This window comes from Flavobacterium sp. W20_MBD1_R3 (assembly GCF_052119725.1).
Classification (GTDB): domain Bacteria; phylum Bacteroidota; class Bacteroidia; order Flavobacteriales; family Flavobacteriaceae; genus Flavobacterium.
This window is the reverse complement of sequence record NZ_JBGQOR010000006.1, coordinates 150,169-171,916: the sequence shown is the minus strand read 5'-3', so window position 1 is coordinate 171,916 and position 21,748 is coordinate 150,169. Positions and strand designations below refer to the sequence as shown.

The window sequence follows — 21,748 nt, the reverse complement described above, 5'->3', positions numbered from 1 at the left end:
AGCACCAATAAGCGCACGTATACAACCAATCATAAGGATTGGAGAATTGGTATTTGCAACAGCATCTCTCTCTTTTACGACAAGTATACACTACAAAGCTGGATAACTACTAAATATTATAACCAAAGTTTATGCTCATTAAGAATTGTTGGCTTTGTTTTTGAATAAATAGTATTTTTACAAATGTCAGAAGGCAAATTAATTAATAAAAAATTTATAATGAAGAAAATTTTAGTTTTAGCAGTAGCCATTTCACTTTCTAGTTGTGCCGAAATGCAACAAGTCATGAACCAATTTCCGCAAACACAAGGTATTGGTGGCATTGATATTTCAGGAGGATTGAAAGAAGCGTTGAATAATGGTATTTCTAAACAAGTGACTAAGTTGACTACAACAGATGGCTTTTACAGAAATGAAGCCGTGAAAATTTTATTACCAGAAAAATTGAGAAAAGTAGACGCTGGTTTGAGAAGAATTGGATTGAGCTCTTTGGCAGATGAAGGTTTGAAAGTATTGAATCGTGCCGCTGAAGACGCGGTAAAAGAAGCAACACCAATATTTGTTGACGCCGTAAGAAACATGACATTTATGGATGCTAAAACAATTTTGATGGGTAATGAAAATTCGGCTACAACTTATTTACAAAATAGCACTTCGACCGCTTTGTACGGAAAATTTAATCCTGTGATTAAAAATTCCTTTGCTAAAGTAGGTGCAGATAAAGTTTGGGCCAATATTATTACTAAATACAACAGCATTCCTTTAGTGAATAAAGTAAATCCTGACTTGACGGATTATGTTTCCAATCAAGCGTTGAATGGTGTTTTTAAAATGGTTGCTGTTGAGGAGAAAAATATCCGAACGAATTTAAGTTCCAGAACTTCTGTTTTATTGCAAAAAGTTTTTGCATTGCAGGATAACAAATAAATTGAAATTGGGTTATTTTTTTTTAAACATAAAACATCCCAAAAAAATAGCTTTTTTACAAGTCCAAAAACATTTAGTTTTGAAAAACACTGGTCCAATTTATAAACAAAACTGAACACAAAACGCTAATGCAGAAAATTATAATCCTAATACATTGCGAAGATCAAAAAGCAATTATCGCTTCCGTTACCAATTACATTTCCGCTATTGATGGTAATATTATCTATTTAGACCAACATGTTGATGCCGATGAAAATGTGTTTTTCATGCGTTTAGAATGCGAATTCAGTGCCAAAAACTGGAATATTGAAGCGATCAAAACTGATTTTCAAGCAAAATTAGCTGCTCCTTTCAACATGTCGTGGGAAATGTACACCAAAGATGAAAAACCAAAAATGGCTTTATTTGTTTCTAAATACGATCATTGTTTGTATGATATTTTAGGTCGGTACAGCGCAGGCGAATTACCTCTTGAAATTCCTTTGATAATAAGTAATCATCAGGATTTGAAAGCAGTGGCGGAACGGTTTTCTATTCCGTTTCACTACGTTCCTTTCAATAGGGATATAAAAGCTGAAGCGGAGCAAAAACAGTTGGATTTACTGAAAAAGTATGCTGTTGACTTTATTGTTTTGGCCCGCTACATGCAAATTATCACACCCAATTTGATTGCACAATACAAAAATCAAATCATCAATATTCATCATTCCTTCCTTCCGGCATTTCCTGGCGCAAAACCCTATCATTCCGCTTTTAAACGCGGTGTAAAAATCATTGGCGCTACCAGTCATTACGTAACGGAAGAATTGGATGAAGGTCCAATTATCGACCAAGATATTACCCGAGTTTCGCACAGCCATTCCATTGAAGATTTTATTATTAAAGGACGCGATCTGGAACGCATGGTTTTGGCACGAGCCATAAAACTCCACGCCGAACGAAAAATAATGGTGTATGACAATAAAACAGTGGTGTTTTTATAAAAATAATCAACTAGTCAAACTATTTTTTCTTTAATGTATAGTACAAAAACAAAGGAAATAACAAACAAAAAATAAAATCCATTTTTACAGAATTAAGAGCTAAAATCTTAACGTATGTGCAACAAAGTAATAACAAAATCTTAACAGCTATTCGCCTCTTTGTGGGTGATCTTTGTAGAGTAATAAACTGGTTATTTATTATTTTGGTTTTGGTTAGTTAAAGAATCGCCTGCATGATAAATGCAGGCTTTTTTTATTTAGCTGTATTTATAAAAGAAAGAACCGCATCGTTAAAAGCAGTAGGTTGCTCAACATTAACAACGTGTCCACAATTTTGAATAATAAATAATGTAGACGATTTATAATGATTTTCAACCACTTTCTTTACGGAAGGTAAAAACATATAATCCTCTTCACCCATTACGTAAAGCGTAGGAATATTCAATTCTACCTGACGAAACCATTTTAGCACTGGATTAATTTCAGCTGTGAGTTTAAACCATTTGATAAATTCTTTTTGGTATAATTTCTTGGCTTCGTTTATAAAAAGAATTCGTGATTGTTTGTGACTTTTCTTTGGCATTATAACAAAGGCAAAAAACTGATATAAAACTAAATAAGGCAATACATATTTAAACATATTTCCCAAACGCATCAATACTTGAGAGCGGAAATTCATTTTCAAAATTGCACCACCTAGAATCATACTTTGCACTCTTTCCGGATACATTTCAGCCAATTGCCTGATGAGGATTGTCCCTAACGAAATACCTACAAAATGTGATCTGTTAATTTTCAAATAATCTAAAACCTCCAGAATATCATTGGCTAAAGCCGAAAAAGTATATTTTTGTTTGAAGGCTGTTTTTAAAGTAGTTTTTGATTCGCCGTGACCCCGTAAATCCAATAGCAATACATTGTATTGTTTTTTGAAATCCCGAATTTGTTTGAACCAAATAGACGAACTTCCACCAGCACCGTGAACAAAAGTTACCCATTGGTCGCTGTTTTTATTTTCGTAAATGGTATAATTGATCACTTCTTTTTTTTGTAAAAATAGAACATTAATTTCAAATCCCAATCTTCACAAATAATAATGCTTCTTTTAAAATCGTAAAATGTAAAATTAGTACCAGAAAAAAGATTATTGCACGAGAAAAGAAGCATAGAAAGGCTTCAAATAGCTTACTGTAAACTCTCAGAGCTAAATTTCCACATCGAAGATTCTTCCATTAAATCGCTTTTGTAAACAATAAATTTGATTTTAGAGACAGGCAAGTTATAATTGTTGATGCATGTTTTTAAAATAGTCAAATGCTTTAAGCAATCGGCTACCATACCAAGAAAACATTTCACCGTCTACAAAAACCGTTTTTGCATGGTGTGTAAAACGACCAATCTCAAAGGCATCTTCCTCTTTGAAAGGATAGGGTTCTGATGAAAGAAAAACCAAATCCGGATCTCCTTCCAAACGCATTTTTTTGAGTTCAATTTCCGGGTAACGTCCAGAAGCCTCGGCATTGCCTGCATATATGTTTTGAAAATGGTTTAGTTTCAGTAATTCATTGATAAAATTATTAGAACCGGCAACCATAAAAGGATTTTTCCAAATAAAATAGGCTACTTTTTGCTGTGGTTTATCTTTTATAAAGTTTTTAAAATCGCTTAGGGCAAAAGCCAATTTATCGTTCCATTTCTGGGCTTCGGTTCTGCAATTGAAGAGCTGACCAAAGTCGGTTATCATTTGGAAATTATCTTCTATCGTTATGATGTTGGTTACCCAAACCGGACAAATCTCACTTAATTTCGCAACAATTTCAGCTGTATTTTCTTCTTTATTACAAATGATAATATCCGGTTGCAACAACCTGATTTTCTCGAAATGTACTTTCTTAGTTCCTCCAACAATTTTCTTTGTTGATTTAAGATGATACGGATGGACACAGAATTTTGTAATCCCTATAATTCGCTCTTCAAGACCTAAGTCATAAAGTAATTCGGTTTGAGACGGAACTAATGAAATAATACGTTTTGGCGACGTTTCAAATAAATGAGTTGTTCCTATTTGATCTATTAAAGTTTTCTGTTTCAAGTTTAAAGTTTAAAGTGTTAAAGCATCAATTGACCGCTTTGTTACCATTAAGAAAAGTTAAGGTTTTAAATACTGTAAATCGTTAAATTCTGCTCAAAATAAAATTTAAAACATATAAGCCATATAAGTTGCGAAATCTTCAAATCGGTTATCTTATAGGTCCTTATGTTTCTTACATGGTTACCCAATATTATGCTTTTTACATTAAGAAAAATTGAGACTTAAAACAGTTTAACAGAAAATTTTCCGATTAAAATCTTACCGCAAGGATAATTAAACTTACTTTCTTAATGGTTTAAAATGAAGTAGGATTGAATTCGAAATATTATATACAACCTAAAATATTTAAACCTTAAACTTTAAAGTCATAATCTCTTCCATTTCCTGTTGCATTTTCAATGCTTCTTCTCTAGCTTTTTCAGCAAAATCAGTTCCGTTTGAAGCATAAATAATCGCTCTGGAAGAATTAATCAGCAATCCTACGTTGGCATTCATGCCGTACTTGCAAACTTCAGCCAGGCTTCCGCCTTGGGCGCCAACTCCGGGAACAAGCAAGAAACTGTCAGGAACAATTTTGCGAATTTCAGTGAAATATTCCGCTTTTGTCGCACCAACAACATACATCAGATTATCGCTGTTTTTCCAAGTTTTAGACGTTTCCAAAACCTGTTTGTACAATTCTTTTCCGTTTGTGTTTAAAGTTTGGAAATCAAAAGCACCCTCATTCGAAGTCAAAGCTAACATAATCGTATGTTTATTTTCGAAAGCTAAAAAGGGTTCCACCGAATCTTTCCCCATATAAGGAGCTACGGTAATACTGTCAAAATTCAAATCTTCGAAAAAAGCTTTGGCATACATGGCAGAGGTATTGCCAATATCACCCCGTTTTGCATCTGCAATTGTAAAAATTTCAGGATGATTTTCATTGATGTAATTAATCGTTTTTTGCAATGACATCCAACCTTTTATGCCATAAGCTTCATAAAAAGCAGTATTGGGTTTATAGGCAACGGCCAAATCATGAGTTGCATCGATTATTGCTTTATTGAATTCGAAAATAGGATCTTCCAATTCTAGTAGATGCTGTGGAACTTTAGTCAAATCGACATCGAGTCCTACTGCCAGGAATGATTTCTTGCTTCTGATTTGGTCAATAAGTTGTTGTGTAGTCATTGTTTAGGTGATGGGTGTTGGGTGTTGGGTTTTAGGTGTTGGATTCATACTTTGGAATCAACATACTTTTTTAAGGATTGAATTCTTTTTTGAATTATGTTAAGCTCGGAAATAATTTCTAAGTGTAAAACTACATCCACAAAACCTATCTCTTTAGCTATTTCAATTTGAGTCTCTAATTCAAAGGCCGAACCTAAACTTATCTAGAAAAATCCTTTTTGAGAAGTTCTGGAACAACCTTCCGCTATGTTCGAAGGAATTGAAACTGCACATCTATTAATTTGAGAAACCAGTCCAAATTTTTCTTCTTTGGGAAACGAACCAGTAACAATATATATTTTTTTAACAAGTAAAACAGAACTTTGCCAAACTTCTAGACCCCTAAAGTTTCTCATTATATTTTAGTTTTACAAAAACCTATAACCTACTAAGAACTAGAACCCAGCACCCAAAACCTATTTAGAAAACCTCGCTGGCTTCTTTCAGTTTTTCCATGTTGTTGACCAATTGAAGCTCATCAATCAATTTTTGAATTTTACCATTCATTACGCCGTCCATATCAAAAACATCCATTCCTACCCTATGATCAGTAACACGACCTTGAGCATAATTATAGGTACGGATTTTTGCGGAACGGTCACCAGAACTTACTTGTGAGGTACGTTTTGTTGCATCTTCGGCTTGCTTTTTAGCTAATTCTTGTTCGTACAAACGGGAACGCAAAACACCAAAAGCTTTGTCTTTATTTTTGTGCTGCGATTTCTGATCCTGACATTGCGCCACCAATCCGGTAGGAATGTGGGTCAAACGAACCGCTGATTTAGTTGTATTTACGGATTGTCCACCAGGTCCAGAAGAACAGAAAAAATCCACACGCACATCATTCATATCAATTTGTACGTCAAATTCCTCCGCTTCCGGAAGCACCATAACTGTCGCTGCCGATGTGTGAACACGTCCTTGCGTTTCCGTTTGTGGTACCCGTTGCACGCGGTGTACACCCGCTTCAAACTTCAAAGTTCCGTAAACATCTTCGCCCGTAACTTCAAAAATCACCTCTTTGAAACCACCCGAAGTACCTTCATTCATATCCACCACAGAAGTTCTCCAACCTCTATTTTCACAATATTTCGTGTACATACGGAACAAATCTCCCGCAAAAATACTCGCTTCATCCCCACCCGTTCCGGCACGAATCTCGACCATCACGTTCTTGGCATCTTCCTCGTCTTTCGGAATCAACATAAACTTGATTTCATCCTCTAGTTCCGGCAATCTTCCCTTGGCTTCGTCGAGTTGCATTTTGGCCATTTCGGTCATATCAGCATCACTGTTATCGGCAATTATTTCGTTTGCTTCATCGATATTCGCCATCAAAATAACGTATTCATCGCGCTTTTCAGCCAAAGCTTTTAAACTTTTATACTCTTGATTCAATTGCACATAACGTTTCTGATCCGAGATCACATCCGGCTGAATAATCAAATCCGAAATCTCATCGAAACGTTGTTTTACTATTTGAAGTCTATCTAACATTTTCTTAGTCCTTTATTTAGACTGCAAAATTACGAAAAAAGTATTCAGTTTGCAAGGTTCGTTTTTTGCTATTTCAGTAGCTACTTGTCATTCCGAGGAACGAGGAATCTCATAACGAGTAACCAATGTGATTCCTCGTTCCTCGGAATGACAAAATACGATGATCTCGAGGACAGCGAACTACACAGTAATCTCCGCAAGTGGCTCGACAATCCATGGTAAAATAGTCATTATTTATTAACTGGTAATTTTTTTAGGAGCTATTTCCTGCTATTCGCTATATCTTTTTAGGCAGATCATTTACGGTAAAACAAGACATTTTAGTTTGCCTAAAAAGGATGCCGCTTCTATCAGGGCTAGGACATTTATGTTAAAATAATTGCGTTTACGGTTTTCCGTAAAGCTATTGAAAAAAAAGGAGTTAGTTTTAAAAAATTATTTTTAATTAGTTTTTCGGTGTTAATTTATATATTTGGGAAACTAAGTTAAATTAAGAAACAAAACATAGTGTATTTTATAATTACCATTATTTACGAGAAAAAACAATAAATGACAATAAAATATAATCCGGAAATAAATGCTGGGGTTCATGCTAATATTGGAATGGATTTTCAGAAAAATTGTACCATTTACCTATTTCTTGAAAAATATAATTCTTTAAAAAACCAAAGATACTTTATAGTTCTCGAGCATCTGGAGGATATTATCTTTGGATTTTTAGAAAATAATATTACGCTTTCGAAAATCGAGACTTACCAAGCAAAAAAGTCATCAACAAAATGGACAAGTGGAACTATTCTAGAAATCATAAAAAAAATAGCAGAAACGAGTCAATCTATTTTAGATGATCCGCATCCAAAAAATTCAACATTCAATCAGAAAAATTATTTTGCCACAAATAATACAATCGAATTAAAATCTACAATTAAAAAACAGGATTACATATGCACGATTAATGAGTCTACAGTAAATTATGGCTATAAAAATCTTAACCAAAATATAAAAGATAAGCTCTTAAAAGGAAATAAAAAAATAATTTTCAGTAAGGAGAATCAGGCAAATTTTGAAACATTAAATTTTAGATTTATTGATTTAGGTAGAACCACTCAATCGCAATTAGACCTATTAAATGGAATGTTTATTTCTGTTTTCGGAAATAGTATTTCTGACCATAAAGCCGCATTACATACATTTTATTACGCACTAAAAACAATTGAAAGCAATCTAAACCAAGGGAACGTTGCTAAATTAAGTGATAATAAAAAGAGAATAGAATCAAATGAAATTGAAAAAATATTAAATATACTCACGACCAAAAAATTAGCTTATGATTTCTGGAGAGATAAGGGAGAAGAAATACGACAAAAATTAAATATTAATATACTTGATGCATCCACTTTTGAACTTCATTATCTTAATAGCTTCGATAAGTTTAAGGATATTAATGAAAGTGAGCATCAAAAAATTTACAATTTTGTAGAAAGTAACAAGCAAATATTTAGAAATCACACTTTAGATAAAGATTGTATGAGTGCCTTTATAAATGCATTTAACAAAGAGAAATCATCTACACTTTTAAATTTACAACTCAAGGCAACAATTGTAGCAGCTTATATTGAAATTAAAAACACCTTATGAATATAAAATTACAGATAGATAGTGTTTTAATACACAGCGAAGTAAACAATAAATTCTTCCATACTAAATTTAAGGATAAATTAAATGTGATTTATGGTAAAAACACATCTGGAAAAAGTACTTTAATTCAGTTAATTTTATTTGCATTTGGCATAAATGATAACAAAATAAAATTAGCAGAAATTCTATCAGAACAAATTTTTATAAGACTAGACTGTTCTATCAAAAAAAATGGAGAAACAGAAAAGTATGTTTTTGTTCGACAAGATGAAACTCTTTTAATTAGAGACTCAAACAAAAAGGTGCTCCGGTTCAACGGTATTAGCGCCGATCAGTCAGCTGAACATATAAAACTTAAAAAATACTTCAATGAATTGTTTGAATTTAATCTTCAATTAGAATCAAATGCAGGAATTACTGAAGCACCAATTGAAACTATTTTTCTACCATATTATGTTTCTCAAGAAGTTGGTTGGGTTTACCTTAGAAAATCTTTCAATAATTTAACTTATTATAAGAACTTCAAAGAAGATTTCTTAGATTATTACTTAGGAATTGAAAATGTTTTTGACAGAGAAGAAAAAAGAAGAATTGAAAAAGAAGTAAGTAGGTTACAACAACAAATAAAATTTTACACTGATGTTGAAAAAGATAATCAAGATTTAAAATTAGCCAAAGTTATTGATGAAACGTTAGAAGGAAAAGCCAATATTCTTATAGCTGATATTTCAACTAGAAAAGACAAATTACTTGAATTAGAAAACACTTATGTAAATAATTCTAATCAGCTAACTTTTTATAATCAACGTTTAGCTGTCGTTTCCAAAGTGAGCAGAAATCATAATAAACAAGAGCCTGGAAAAGATAATTGCCCAACTTGTACTCAAGTATTACCTTCACAAATTGAAGATGTGTATTCATTTTTTCAGGAAGAAAATGATACTATTTCACTAAAAAAAGAATTAGGTGAAAAAATAAAAAAAATGCAATCTACTCTTAATTCATTAAATAAAAGAATCGAAGAAAATCGAATTGAAATAGGAACGACATTTAAGACATTCAACAAATACTCTGAAAACAATATTACACTTAAAAACTACATTGAAAACAGAGCAAATATTCAAATTTTTGAAAATTTAACTAAACAAATAGGTCAATTGACTATTGATCTAAACTTTGAAAAAGGAGAGTTAAAAAAATACAAAACAGATGATGATATAAATTTAGAAAGAGAAAAAAAGAGTCAAATTTTTAAAAATAAATATTTCACCTATAATATTGAATTAGGTCTACCTGTACTTAAAGATGAAAGGTTCTATAAACTTTATGAATTATCTACATTCCCATTTCAGGGAGTAGAACTCCATAAAGCAGTTCTAAGTTATCATTTTGCTTTCAACAATCTTCTGACTCAAACAAATGATATACATAGGCTACCATTTATCCTTGACAGTGTTTTTAAAGAAGATATTGATGGTGGTAATAGAATAAAAATTTTGGAATTTATAACTAAAAATTTTCCAACCGATACACAAACAATTTTATCAATAGCTGATGATAAAAATATCGATTCTAAAATCGAAGAATATAAAAGAGATATATTTAAAGATAAAGCGTACCTGATTTGTGTAGGAAATGGTGAAAATGAAAAAGCATTATTGAAACAGAATGATGATTCTCAAAAAGAACTAATCGAGGACACTTTTGAGATAATTGATAACATTTAATCATGATTGCTATGCGAAGTATAAATAAGTTGTAACAACAAAATATAATTATGATTGCTCCGCTAAGTCGCCCGTGGCGCAAGCGTCCCGCTCGTGAACACAAACAAAAGCAAATACATTTTAAATTGTAATTGGCACGAGCGGGACGCTCGCGCTAGCCTTTGGGTAACAAGCTAAAAGAAAACCACGAAGAATGAAATTCGACAGAAAAGATAAAATAGAAATTTTTGAAAATGCAATTAGTTGGATTGTAGTATTTGCACTGTTTGTTTATGGTGGAGGTAAAATATTCCAATTTGATGGAGCTTCTGAAATTAACAAAACTGTTTCAGACTTGACCGGAATGGAATTGATGTGGGCTTTTTATGGTTACTCTAAATCATATGCATTAACTTTAGGACTTTTTGAAATAATTGGAGGAACATTAATTTTGATAAAAAGAACTAGAATTATTGGTTGTTTGTTTACATCTACTATACTTGTAAATGTGATTTTACAAGACATATATTTCGAAGTGCATCTTGGAGCTTTAAAAGCAGCTATTCTATACCAAGTGTTACTTCTAATAATTTTGTGGTTAAATAAAGATAAAGTTATTCAAAGCATAAAAGCTTTAATCAATTTCAATACATTTCAACAACCAAAAAAAAAATTTAGAATCAAATTAGCTATTGCTTTTATTTGTTTTGTACTATTGAGAATAACAGAATACTATATAACAATTAAATTGTAAAGCCAATTGCCAAAAGCTACTACAACGGATTTGGGCATTTGGCTTAATGGAAAAATGGTTTTATATCTGGGATGATTTGCTTCGCTTGTTCGCTATCCCTCTGGTGGCAAATCCAAAAACAAGGCTTACTTTAGTCTCAAATTGCTTGTTTAGCGAGAACGTCAGGCTAAAAAATCCTAATGTATGAATCAACTAAGTAGACAATCATAATCAGCTTTTATGGACGAGAAAATGTTTTTTAAGATCCGTATATATTTCACAGGAATTGTAACAATTGCTATATGGACACTTTTAGCCTGGAATTATTATCATGGAGGTGTACCAAGTCACCATATTTTGAACGATAAAGACTTACCGGAAATCTCTAATTGGTGGGGTGGACTGCTACTTCCTTTTTTAACTTGGTTTCTTTTGTACCGAATCCAAAAGAGAATTGTTCGTCATAACAATGGAAGGTCTGAAACGTCAAATTATCAAAAACATACACTTTACAGATTCACTGGTTCTTTATTATTCGGGGTGCTGCTATCTGTCTTTTTTACTTTTGGCTATTCGGATTTATCGGGTTACATGATATTGGGACTATTGCCATTAGCCCTGTACTTTCCAATTTTTCGGGCAGAATGTCTTTTAGGTTTCGTTATTGGCATGACATTTACATTTGGTGCTGTTCTTCCAACTGGTATCGGATCCATATTAACATTAGTGAGTGCAATACTATATATATTGGTCCGACCTGGAATATTATATATTGCATCAAAGTTTGTGCAAATAGCATCGTCAAATAAATAAAGAACAACAATTAAAAGCCCGAACCGCTCACAGCAAGTTTGCGCTATGCGGGCAAAATCGTAAATTTGGGTGTGCGGATTTTCTACGAGCATTTGTCTTGGCAGACAATTCCTTCCCCGAAAATCCTGATCGCTCGAATATCCTCAATCGTTACCTCGACGCAATAGATTTTGAGTTACTTTAGCACAGTAACAAGAATAAAACAATTAAATAACGCATACCTCAATTATTATGAACGAAATTATTTGCCCTAACTGTAAAAAAGCTTTTAAAGTTGATGAAGCTGGCTTTGCTGATATTCTTAAACAAGTGCGAGACCACCAATTTGAGGACGAATTGCAAACTCGTTTAAACCTCGCTGAAAAGGAAAAAGAAGGTGCTGTGAAGCTTGCTGAAGCAAATCTTAAAAATTCATTGCAAACCGAAATTGCGGATAAGGATAAAGAAATAATTCAACTTAAAGCTGATAATGAGAGTAAATCAACTCGACAATTGGCTGAAAAGGAAACTTTGCTTGCAGAAATTAAAGCAAAACTTGAAAATGCAGAAAGCGAAAAGAAACTTTCCGTTTCAGAAGCAATCAAAAAAATAGAAAAAGAGAGAGACGACAAGGATAAAGAAATAATTCAGCTAAAAGCTGATAATGAAAACAAATCAAATCGACAATTGGCTGAAAAAGAAACATTGCTGGCAGAAATTAAAGCAAAACTTGAAAATGCAGAAATTGTAAAAAAACTTTCAATAACAGAAGCAACCCAAAAAATAGAAAAAGAGAGAGATGATTTTGCCTATAATGTAAAACTTAAAGAAGCAGAAAAACAGCTATTAGAAAAATCTTTAAGCGAAAAGTATACAGCAGAACTAAAGGCGAAAGATGATATTATAAAGCATAAAGACGATGAAATAGCACTTCGCAAGGATATGAAACTAAAACTTTCTACTAAAATGTTAGGTGAAACCTTGGAACAACATTGCGAAATAGAATTTAATAAACTTCGTGCAACAGCGTTTCAAAAAGCATATTTTGAGAAAGACAATGACTCAAGATCTGGAAGCAAAGGCGATTATATCTATAAAGAAACTGACGAATTCGGAAACGAAATCATTTCTATTATGTTTGAAATGAAAAATGAAGGTGATGAAACCGCAACAAAAAAGAAAAATGAGGACTTTTTAAAAGAATTAGACAAAGATAGAAATGAAAAAAAATGTGAATATGCAGTTCTCGTTTCACTTTTAGAAATTGAAAACGAATTATACAATGCCGGAATTGTTGATGTTTCTCATAGACATGAAAAAACGTATGTAGTAAGACCTCAATTTTTCATTCCAATTATAACACTTTTACGAAATGCTGCTATGAATTCAATGAAAGCAAAAGCAGAACTTGCATTAGTAAAAAGTCAAAATGTTGACATTACGAATTTTGAAGAAAACATTAATACTTTTAAAGAGGGATTTGCGAAAAATTATGAACTGGCAAGCAGGAAATTTAAACTAGCTATTGATGAAATAGATAAAACAATTGACCATCTTCAAAAAACAAAAGAGGCACTTTTATCTTCTGAAAACAATCTTCGACTTGCAAACAATAAAGCTGACGATTTGACAATTAAGAAATTGACAAGAGGAAATCCAACAATGACTGCAAAATTTGAAGACTTAAATAGTAAAGTGAAATAATTCTTGATCTCATGGATATCCAAAATTGTTAGTGCAGTTTTGCAAACTGTGCTTAAAACAAGTAGCAAATAAAATAATAGCCAAACTGGATGAGATTGCTCTGCGAAGTCTCCCGACTTCGCAGTATAAACTAAGTAAGCAAAACAATAAATCACCTTAAATACATTATGGTCAAACCAAAAACGTTATGCGCAATAGGACTCGTTTTTTTCGTTACAAGTTATGTATTCTTTGCTCTTATTTCATTGAACACTCAAAAATATATTGATCTGGCGCATTGGTTTAATTTAATTGGAGCTGTGTTACTATTTTCTTTTAATAATGTATTTCCCAAGAACAAGATTAACACCGTAGCTTCTATAATTACAACTCTAGGAATTATTGCTCATATCGGACTTTGCACAATTGATTTTATTATGTGAAGTTTTGGTAATGATGCTATTGGCAGCGAAAAATTAAGAGAACAAATAAGTAATACACCATTAATCTTATACCCATTTATTATTGTTGGCCCATCTTTACTTTTTATAGGTTTGGCTGCTCATGCGCTAAACTTCATCAAAACAAATCCAGTAAGTGCTCTTATGGTAGTAATAGGCGGTCCTTTTGTTGGACTTTCCTACTTCATTTGGAATAATGGTCTTCTAATGTTAATCAGCTGTATGGTATTTGCTTCCGGATTAGCTTTACTTCTATTTCGAGAAGATGTAAAAAGATGGCAATAATAAAAGGGACAAACTATTTTCTAAGTGGGATAAATTTAAATTTTGAGCACAATCATAGCGTTTGCAACGCGATAACTTTACCAGCTCTACGAAGTATGAATAAGTCGTATCAACCCCAGTTTCGATTTTTTACCTATGCTAGAGTTTTCAACTGCATATGAAATTTGGAAAGCGCGGAACAATTTTCCAAATGGACTCCTTACACAATTTTACACGCATAATTCAAAAAATGGGATTGTGAATTCATTACTATTTAAAGGAATTATATATAGGGACTTCAAAATTTCATATTACAATTATGTCACTCACAAGCTATAAAAAAAAAGTTTAAAACTTAGGGTAATTAGACTAACTAGGTAACATTAAATCCTGCTTGAATAATCACAAAGAAAATGCCTCTGCTATTTTGGGTTAGTTAATTAAAGTACCTGCAGATAAAACTTCCAAACGCTACTATGGAGAATAACGTTAACAACTTTTTAGTTGTCTCTTACAGATTTTCGCATTAAGTTGCTTTTTACAAAGACTAAACTAATTTTCACTAAATTGCATTAATTAATTTTCCCAAATGACAACCGAGCGCAAAGACCAAGAAAAATTTCAGAAGGATTTAGAGAAGACATCTAAACAAGTTGATGGAGTTAGCGAATACCGTGACATATTGAGTCGCGTTATACATGAAGGTGAAGCTATTTTTAAAATAAAAAACAAGGCACTAGGTCTTAGTGCAATCATTGCGGGACTCGAAATAGGGTTTAGCTACTTCCTTCTATGTTCTCTGCACTATCTTTTAACTGGAAAAGTAGGAGAAAATACAATTTTCAAGCTCTTCAGTCTAGTATATCCCTTAGGTTTTATACTTGTAGTCGTAGGGAAATCGGCTCTTTTTACGGAACAAACTTCTGTATTGACACTACCGGTACTAAACGGACAACGAAAATTCATCGAATTAATACGCATTTGGGGCGTAGTGATACTAGGCAATGTGGTAGGAGGTATTTTATTCACCTTATTTATTGCTTATCTTGGACCTAAATTAGATTTATTTACTCATGAAACCATGATTACTATTGGAGAACACGTAATACACTATGACTCTTGGGTATTATTTTTAAGCGCCATAGTCGCAGGCTGGCTAATGGGTTTATTAAATTGGCTACTGAATAGCACCATTAATTCCCTTACTCGAATTTTATTAATTTTTATGATTACTGGAGTAATTGGCTTTGGAGGATTCCATCATAGTATAGTTGGGAACATAGAGGTTTTCGGTGCTTTATTATATTCTGATAACATTCATTTCTTAGATTATATAAGCTTCCTAGCTTTAGCACTAATTGGTAATATCATCGGCGGTGCAATCGTTGTAGGATTATTTAAATACCGAATATTTGAATCAAATTATTAAATTTAAAGTCACCTTTTATGCGTAAGGTTATAACTCAGTCTTTAATTTCCACAGGGATAATCTCCCCTATCACTAAGATTCCCCAATTGTTAGCGCAGAATTGCATTCTGTGCCCACAACTATAAGCAAATAAAATAAGAGACCAACTAGGATGTGGTTGCTTCGTTCCTCGCAATGACTTAAACGAGTCGCTAGGAAATAAACCAGATCACTCGGATATTCACAAGAGTTACCGTAGTTTTGCAAACAGTGTACGCAACGAGCAGCAAATAATAGGAATAGGCTTTTGTCTTTCCTCGAAATGACTTAATCCAATCTTCCACAAATAAAACAAACTGAAATGAAAAAGATTCTTTTTATATTTTCAATAGTTACATTCTTATCTTCCTGCAAAGAAACGACCAGCAAAAAAACGGCTGAAGTTAAAAATCAGCAAGTTGACAGCACATCAAATCAAGTGATCGAAGTAGCTGCGTTCAAAGGGCAACAGGTTACCGGAGTCACACTTACTGATGCCGGGCGTATTTTTGTAAACTTTCCGAGATGGAGAAAAGGAGTTGATAATTCCGTCGTGGAAATAACAAATACTCCCGTTCAAGAAAGCTATCCGGATGAAAATTGGAATTCTTGGGAGATTGGACAGCCAGTTGTAGCCAATAAATTTGTTGGAGTGCAATCAGTAGTTGCCTTTGAAAACCAATTGTATGTTTTAGACACCAGAAGTCAATTATTTGAAAATGTACTGGATGCGCCTCGTATTTTTGTTTTTGATCTAACAACTGACAAATTAGTTAAAACCTATATTCTAGATAAAAACAGCTACCACGCTGATTCTTATATCAACGATCTTAGAATAGATAAAAAAACTCAAAAAATCTATCTTACTGACTCTGGAAACTCTGGTATTGTCATCCTAGACATTAAATCCGGTCGTTCCAGAAGGGTTTTGGACAACCACAAATCAACAGCTGCTGAACAAGCCTTTTTGACATTTGGAGACAAAAAATGGGAAAATACGATTCATTCTGATGGAATAGCCTTGGACACTGTAAACGACCGACTTTATTTTCATGCCCTTACAGGATACAGCCTCTATTCAATTGCAACAAATATGCTTGACTCTGAAGATGAAAAAAGCATGGGGGAAAGCGTTCGATTTGAGGCAAAAACTGCCGCACCGGACGGAATGCTATTTGACCAAAACGGTAATTTATATTTTGCCGATTTAGAAAACAATAAAATCCAGTATCGAAAACCAGATGGCAGTATTCACACTTTGGTAGAAGGTGACAAGATAAAATGGGCAGATACATTTAGTATTTATGACAACTACTTGTATTTTACAAACTCCAGAATAAATGAAGTTACAGCTGACATTTCAAATTTGACTTTTACTTTAAACAAAATCAAATTAGCCAAATAGTAAAAAAAATTTCTTTGATAAATTCAGGATTTGCAACGTACATAAAGTTTACTGCAATCAAACATTCGTTTTTAGTTTCAATATATGATATAAAATGGGTCCGAAAAATCGGATCCCTTTTATTTTCAAGTGAATAAGTTTCACTATTTTTACAAATGTGCAGCTACAGTTGTGCAAGAATAGAAATGAATGTCAACAGCAAAAAAAGATACAAATCGCTCGGGCATCCATAAATACTGTTGCAGGATTATTTCGATAGTTCGCTGTCGCTCGGTTGAATTCTGTTCCCACAATAAGGAGCAAATGAACAATAGATAAACTGGATGGGATTGCTTCGTTCCTTGCAATGACTTAGGCCTATTGCCCACAAATAAACCCAAAAGCAGCAAAAAAGCACGAACCAATTAAACAAATCAAACTAATGAAATTACTACTGACCACGTTATTTGTATTGTTCAGCCTTACAATATTCTCGCAATCGAATGGGTTCTCTGGTGATTATAATCGTACTTTTAGCACAGCTGGCGATGATCTAATTCAATATAAATTGAACTTGTTGCAAGACGGAACATTCGTATTTCATTCGTATTCCAAAATTAAAAACGGATTTCCGTCTGAAGTAAATAAATACGGAAAAGGAAAATGGACTGAGAAAGACAATGTGATTACTTTCGCTACCAACAAACAAGAAGACTTTGATGAGAAATATACCGTGGATTTCAATGCATCAAAGGCGCGATTTGTTACTAAAAATCCTCGAGATAAAAGCGACCGCATCATCAATACCAAACTTACATTTGTAGAGTCAGAAATTCCCTGGATACAAAGACTGGATCTTTTTAAGATATAGAAACATACTTTAACTTAGGTGATATACAATTCTATTTGCTCCACTTTACGATAAGTTAATCGGATTACAGTAGCAAACGTCTCCGACTTTAATTCCATATCAATAGGTCGCTAGCGAAACAACAAAAAAGCCCCAATCGGGGCTTTTTATATAGAATAAATTCAAGTTTTTATTTACTCAAATACATTTTTCTTCTAGAGTATAATTCGTAGAATTGATCATCTTTTAAATCATCAATAAACAAGATACTTTCTCCTGTTGATTTCATTTCTGGACCTAAAGCCTTGTTCACATTGTGGAATTTGCTGAAAGAAAAAACCGGTTGCTTTATGGCATATCCTTTTAATTGTGGGTTAAAGGTAAAGTCGGTAACTTTATTGTGACCTAACATAACTTTAGTCGCATAATTTACATACGGTTCTCCATACGCTTTTGCAATAAATGGAACTGTGCGAGATGCTCTAGGATTTGCTTCAATGATATAAACAATATCATCTTTTATTGCAAACTGAATGTTGATTAAACCAACTGTTCGTAACCCCAATGCGATTTTCTTAGTATGATCTTTTATTTGTTGCATCACAAATTCACCTAAATTAAACGGAGGCAAAGTTGCATTACTATCGCCAGAGTGCACTCCGCATGGCTCGATGTGTTCCATAATTCCTATGATGTACACATTTTCTCCATCGCAAATTGCATCGGCTTCCGCCTCAATTGCACCATCCAAATAATGGTCTAATAGCAATTTATTTCCTGGAATTGTTTTCAATAAATTCACCACATGTTCTTCCAGTTCTTGTTTGTTGATTACAATTTTCATTCCCTGACCTCCTAACACATAAGAAGGGCGAATCAATAATGGAAAATCTAAAGTATCCGCCAATGCAGAAGCTTCGTCAGCCGTTTCTGCAATTCCAAATTGTGGAAAAGGGATTTGAAGTTCCGTTAACAATTCAGAGAAACGACCTCTGTCTTCGGCTAGATCCAAAGCATCAAAGCTGGTTCCTATAATTTTTATCTCGTATTTTGAGAGTTTTTCGGCTAATTTCAAAGCCGTTTGACCTCCTAATTGTACGATTACCCCTTCTGGTTTTTCATGTTGGATAATATCGTAAATATGTTCCCAAAAAACTGGTTCAAAATATAATTTATCTGCTGTATCAAAATCTGTCGAAACAGTTTCCGGATTACAGTTGATCATAATAGTTTCATACCCACATTCTTTGGCGGCAAGCACTCCATGAACGCAAGAATAATCAAATTCAATTCCTTGTCCAATTCTATTTGGGCCTGACCCAAGAACGATTATTTTCTTTTTATCGGTAACAATACTTTCGTTATCTACATAACGTGTTCCGTCTGCTTTTTCTATTTCGGCTTCAAAAGTCGAGTAATAATATGGCGTTTTTGCTTTAAACTCTGCTGCACAAGTATCTACTAATTTGAATACACGATTAATATTCATAGTAGTTCGCAACGTATGAACTTGACTTTCTAAGCAACGCATCATGTGCGCAATTTGTCTGTCGGCAAAACCCTTTTGTTTTGCTTCTAATAACAATTCTCTTGGCAAAGAATCTACTTTATAACTTGAAATTTCTTTTTCTAACGTGTACAGTTCTTCGTATTGTTTCAAGAACCACATATCGATTTTGGTAATTTCATGAATGCGACTCAACGGAATTCCCAAAGCGATCGCATCATAAATAACAAAAACACGATCCCAACTCGCAAAGGTCAGTTTCTCAATAATTTGTTCGTAGTTTGTGTATCCTTTTCCGTCAGCTCCTAAACCATTTCTTTTGATTTCCAATGATTGAGTCGCTTTGTGCAACGCTTCTTGGAACGAACGTCCAATTCCCATTACTTCACCAACGGATTTCATTTGAAGTCCCAAAGTTCTATCAGCACCTTCGAATTTATCAAAGTTCCAACGCGGAATTTTCACAATCACATAATCCAAAGTAGGTTCGAACAAAGCCGAAGTCGATTTGGTAATTTGGTTTTGCAATTCATCTAAGTTGTACCCCAAAGCTAATTTAGAAGCAATTTTTGCAATAGGATAGCCGGTTGCTTTAGATGCCAAAGCAGAGGAACGAGACACACGAGGATTAATTTCAATAGCTACGATATCTTCTTTTTCGTCTGGCGAAACGGCAAACTGCACGTTACAACCTCCAGCAAAATTCCCTATACTTCTCATCATCAAGATCGCATAATCACGCATTCTTTGAAAAGTAGTATCCGATAACGTCATTGCCGGCGCCACTGTGATGGAATCTCCGGTGTGAATTCCCATTGGATCCATGTTTTCAATCGAACAGATAATCACAACATTATCATTTTTATCTCTCAATAATTCCAATTCATATTCTTTCCAGCCCATTAAAGCTTTATCAATTAAAACTTCGTGAATGGGTGAAGCTTCTAAACCTCTGGTTAAAAGTTCGTTGAAATCCTCTTTTTTATAAACAATAGCAGCTCCGGTTCCCCCTAAAGTAAACGAAGGACGAATTACCAACGGAAAACCAAATTCCTGAGCAATTTCTTTTCCTCTAAGATAAGATGTACATATTTCTGCCGGAGCAGAGGGTACGCCAATTTTTTTAAGCAATTGTTTGAACTGCTCTCTGTCTTCGGTAATATTAATCGCGTTTACATCAACCCCAATTAATCTTACCCCAAAATCAGCCCAAATTCCTTTTTCATCAGCTTCCAAACACAGATTCAAGGCAGTTTGTCCTCCCATTGTAGGCAAAACAGCATCAATTTGCGGATGTGCTTTTAGGATTTCAATGATTGATTTGGTCGTTAATGGCTTCAAATAAACATGATCGGCCATGCTTGGGTCGGTCATAATAGTAGCAGGATTCGAATTTATTAATATAACTTCAATTCCTTCTTCACGAATAGAACGGGCAGATTGCGATCCCGCATAATCAAATTCGCACGCTTGACCAATAACAATTGGACCTGAACCTATTATTAAAACTGATTTTATGGATGTATCTTTTGGCATGATAGTGTGATTGTAGTTAGTTTTTTTGGGTTTAAAGTTTAAGATTTAAGTCAGTTGCGAGACATTAAAACCTTGTAACAAAAAACTTTAATTCTTTTTTTAACGAATAGGTATAAAAAAAGGCGATACTAAAAAAAGTAACGCCTTATTTATGTTTATACAAACATTATTTTTTGTGTCTTGGTTCGCAAGAAACAGTCAATTTATGTCTTCCTTTAGCTCTTCTTCTAGCAAGAACTTTTCTTCCATTCGCAGAAGCCATTCTGTCCATAAATCCGTGCTTATTTCTTCTTTTTCTTTTCGATGGTTGAAACGTTCTTTTGCTCATTGCTTTGTATCTTTAAAATCTTATTTATATGTCTTCTTATTTTGAATAACTGTTATTCTAAAACCGAGTGCAAATATACAAAGACTTTTTTTTCTCGCAAGTAGTTTTGTAAAAATATTTTCATTTCATTTTACTATATTTGTGATCTTAAAATAATCATACTATGTTTCACAGAAATATCAAACTTATTATCGCCGGACTTATTATCGCTACTGGCATTTGGCAATTCACAGTAGGTAATATCGGCAACGGAATTTTTCTTGTTTTATTGAGTGCAATTCCCATTTTCCTTTACTTCAAAAATGAATTCATCTTATTAGCCTTTTTAAAACTAAGAAAACAAGATTTTGAAGGTGCCAAAAAATGGTTGGCTTATATCAAAAATCCAGATACGGCTTTGGTACAAAAACAACAAGGCTATTTCAATTATTTGCACGGAATCATGCTTTCGCAAACGAACATCAACCAAGCAGAAAAATATTTCCGAAAAGCAATTGCACTCGGATTATCAATGGATATGGATTTAGCTGTAGCCAAATTAAACCTAGCTGGCGTTGCCATGACACGTCGTCGTAAACTTGAAGCCACTTCCCTATTGAATGAAGCTAAAAAATTAGACAAACAAAACATGTTGAAAGATCAAATTGTCATGATGAAAGAACAAATGAAGAAAATATAGTTTGTTTCTACTTACTGAAAAAGGGTCAA

At 33.5% G+C, this 21,748-nt stretch carries 17 protein-coding genes and 1 pseudogene; 11 read left to right on the top strand and 7 right to left on the bottom strand.

Going from position 1 to position 21,748, the window contains the following annotated elements; genetic code table 11:
* The first annotated feature begins 219 nt into the window (after positions 1 to 219).
* Both ACEN2F_RS10380 and purU read left to right on the top strand, forming a co-directional pair.
* Positions 220 to 927: a DUF4197 domain-containing protein gene (locus ACEN2F_RS10380; protein ID WP_441738743.1), complete on the top strand. Its 708-nt coding sequence runs from the start codon at positions 220 to 222 to the stop codon at positions 925 to 927.
* A gap of 128 nt (positions 928 to 1,055) precedes the next feature.
* Positions 1,056 to 1,910 carry a formyltetrahydrofolate deformylase gene (gene purU, locus ACEN2F_RS10375; RefSeq protein ID WP_441738740.1) on the top strand — a complete coding sequence of 285 codons (855 nt, stop codon included), beginning with the start codon at positions 1,056 to 1,058 and terminating at the stop codon, positions 1,908 to 1,910.
* Positions 1,911 to 2,163: 253 nt separating this feature from the next.
* Here purU and ACEN2F_RS10370 read toward each other — a convergent pair whose 3' ends face one another.
* The 5 genes and pseudogenes from ACEN2F_RS10370 to prfA form a co-directional block, all read right to left on the bottom strand.
* Positions 2,164 to 2,949, bottom strand: a complete 786-nt coding sequence (locus ACEN2F_RS10370; RefSeq protein ID WP_441738737.1) for an alpha/beta fold hydrolase — start codon at positions 2,947 to 2,949, stop codon at positions 2,164 to 2,166.
* Between the two features lie 240 nt (positions 2,950 to 3,189).
* Positions 3,190 to 4,002 (bottom strand): ABC transporter substrate-binding protein, encoded by an 813-nt coding sequence (locus ACEN2F_RS10365; protein ID WP_441738734.1) that lies wholly within the window; start codon positions 4,000 to 4,002, stop codon positions 3,190 to 3,192.
* Positions 4,003 to 4,347: 345 nt separating this feature from the next.
* Positions 4,348 to 5,175, bottom strand: coding sequence for an orotidine-5'-phosphate decarboxylase (gene pyrF / locus ACEN2F_RS10360; protein ID WP_441738732.1), 828 nt, complete (start codon positions 5,173 to 5,175; stop codon positions 4,348 to 4,350).
* Between the two features lie 44 nt (positions 5,176 to 5,219).
* A pseudogene (locus tag ACEN2F_RS10355) lies at positions 5,220 to 5,570 on the bottom strand (four helix bundle protein).
* A gap of 64 nt (positions 5,571 to 5,634) precedes the next feature.
* Positions 5,635 to 6,711 (bottom strand): peptide chain release factor 1, encoded by a 1,077-nt coding sequence (gene prfA, locus ACEN2F_RS10350; protein WP_441738729.1) that lies wholly within the window; start codon positions 6,709 to 6,711, stop codon positions 5,635 to 5,637.
* A gap of 549 nt (positions 6,712 to 7,260) precedes the next feature.
* Here prfA and ACEN2F_RS10345 point away from each other — a divergent pair.
* The 8 genes from ACEN2F_RS10345 (at position 7,261) to ACEN2F_RS10310 (ending at position 17,690) form a co-directional block, all read left to right on the top strand.
* Complete coding sequence (locus ACEN2F_RS10345; protein WP_441738727.1) at positions 7,261 to 8,349, top strand: hypothetical protein; 1,089 nt, start codon at positions 7,261 to 7,263, stop codon at positions 8,347 to 8,349.
* Positions 8,346 to 10,076: a hypothetical protein gene (locus ACEN2F_RS10340; protein ID WP_441738725.1), complete on the top strand. Its 1,731-nt coding sequence runs from the start codon at positions 8,346 to 8,348 to the stop codon at positions 10,074 to 10,076. Before ACEN2F_RS10345 ends, ACEN2F_RS10340 begins: the two co-directional genes overlap by 4 nt.
* A 193-nt stretch (positions 10,077 to 10,269) precedes the next feature.
* A complete protein-coding gene (locus tag ACEN2F_RS10335) occupies positions 10,270 to 10,809 on the top strand; it encodes a hypothetical protein (RefSeq protein WP_441738722.1) in 540 nt (179 codons plus the stop codon).
* Between the two features lie 219 nt (positions 10,810 to 11,028).
* Complete coding sequence (locus ACEN2F_RS10330) at positions 11,029 to 11,601, top strand: hypothetical protein (protein WP_441738719.1); 573 nt, start codon at positions 11,029 to 11,031, stop codon at positions 11,599 to 11,601.
* Between the two features lie 231 nt (positions 11,602 to 11,832).
* Complete coding sequence (locus tag ACEN2F_RS10325) at positions 11,833 to 13,284, top strand: DUF2130 domain-containing protein (protein ID WP_441738717.1); 1,452 nt, start codon at positions 11,833 to 11,835, stop codon at positions 13,282 to 13,284.
* A gap of 1,293 nt (positions 13,285 to 14,577) precedes the next feature.
* Entirely contained in the window at positions 14,578 to 15,417 is an 840-nt protein-coding gene (locus ACEN2F_RS10320; protein ID WP_441738714.1) for a formate/nitrite transporter family protein, read from the top strand.
* Between the two features lie 340 nt (positions 15,418 to 15,757).
* The gene (locus ACEN2F_RS10315) at positions 15,758 to 16,840 is read left to right on the top strand and encodes an L-dopachrome tautomerase-related protein (protein ID WP_441738711.1); all 1,083 of its coding nucleotides are present in this window, start codon (positions 15,758 to 15,760) and stop codon (positions 16,838 to 16,840) included.
* Between the two features lie 421 nt (positions 16,841 to 17,261).
* Entirely contained in the window at positions 17,262 to 17,690 is a 429-nt protein-coding gene (locus tag ACEN2F_RS10310; protein ID WP_441738708.1) for a hypothetical protein, read from the top strand.
* A gap of 169 nt (positions 17,691 to 17,859) precedes the next feature.
* Here ACEN2F_RS10310 and carB read toward each other — a convergent pair whose 3' ends face one another.
* Together carB and rpmH are read right to left on the bottom strand one after the other, a co-directional pair.
* Positions 17,860 to 20,712: a carbamoyl-phosphate synthase large subunit gene (gene carB / locus ACEN2F_RS10305; RefSeq protein WP_441738706.1), complete on the bottom strand. Its 2,853-nt coding sequence runs from the start codon at positions 20,710 to 20,712 to the stop codon at positions 17,860 to 17,862.
* 166 nt (positions 20,713 to 20,878) lie between these two features.
* Positions 20,879 to 21,040, bottom strand: a complete 162-nt coding sequence (gene rpmH, locus ACEN2F_RS10300) for a 50S ribosomal protein L34 (RefSeq protein WP_007136275.1) — start codon at positions 21,038 to 21,040, stop codon at positions 20,879 to 20,881.
* Positions 21,041 to 21,203: 163 nt separating this feature from the next.
* Between rpmH and ACEN2F_RS10295 the strand changes: the two genes are divergently transcribed.
* Positions 21,204 to 21,719 (top strand): DUF2892 domain-containing protein, encoded by a 516-nt coding sequence (locus ACEN2F_RS10295; RefSeq protein WP_441738702.1) that lies wholly within the window; start codon positions 21,204 to 21,206, stop codon positions 21,717 to 21,719.
* Positions 21,720 to 21,748: the final 29 nt, after the last annotated feature.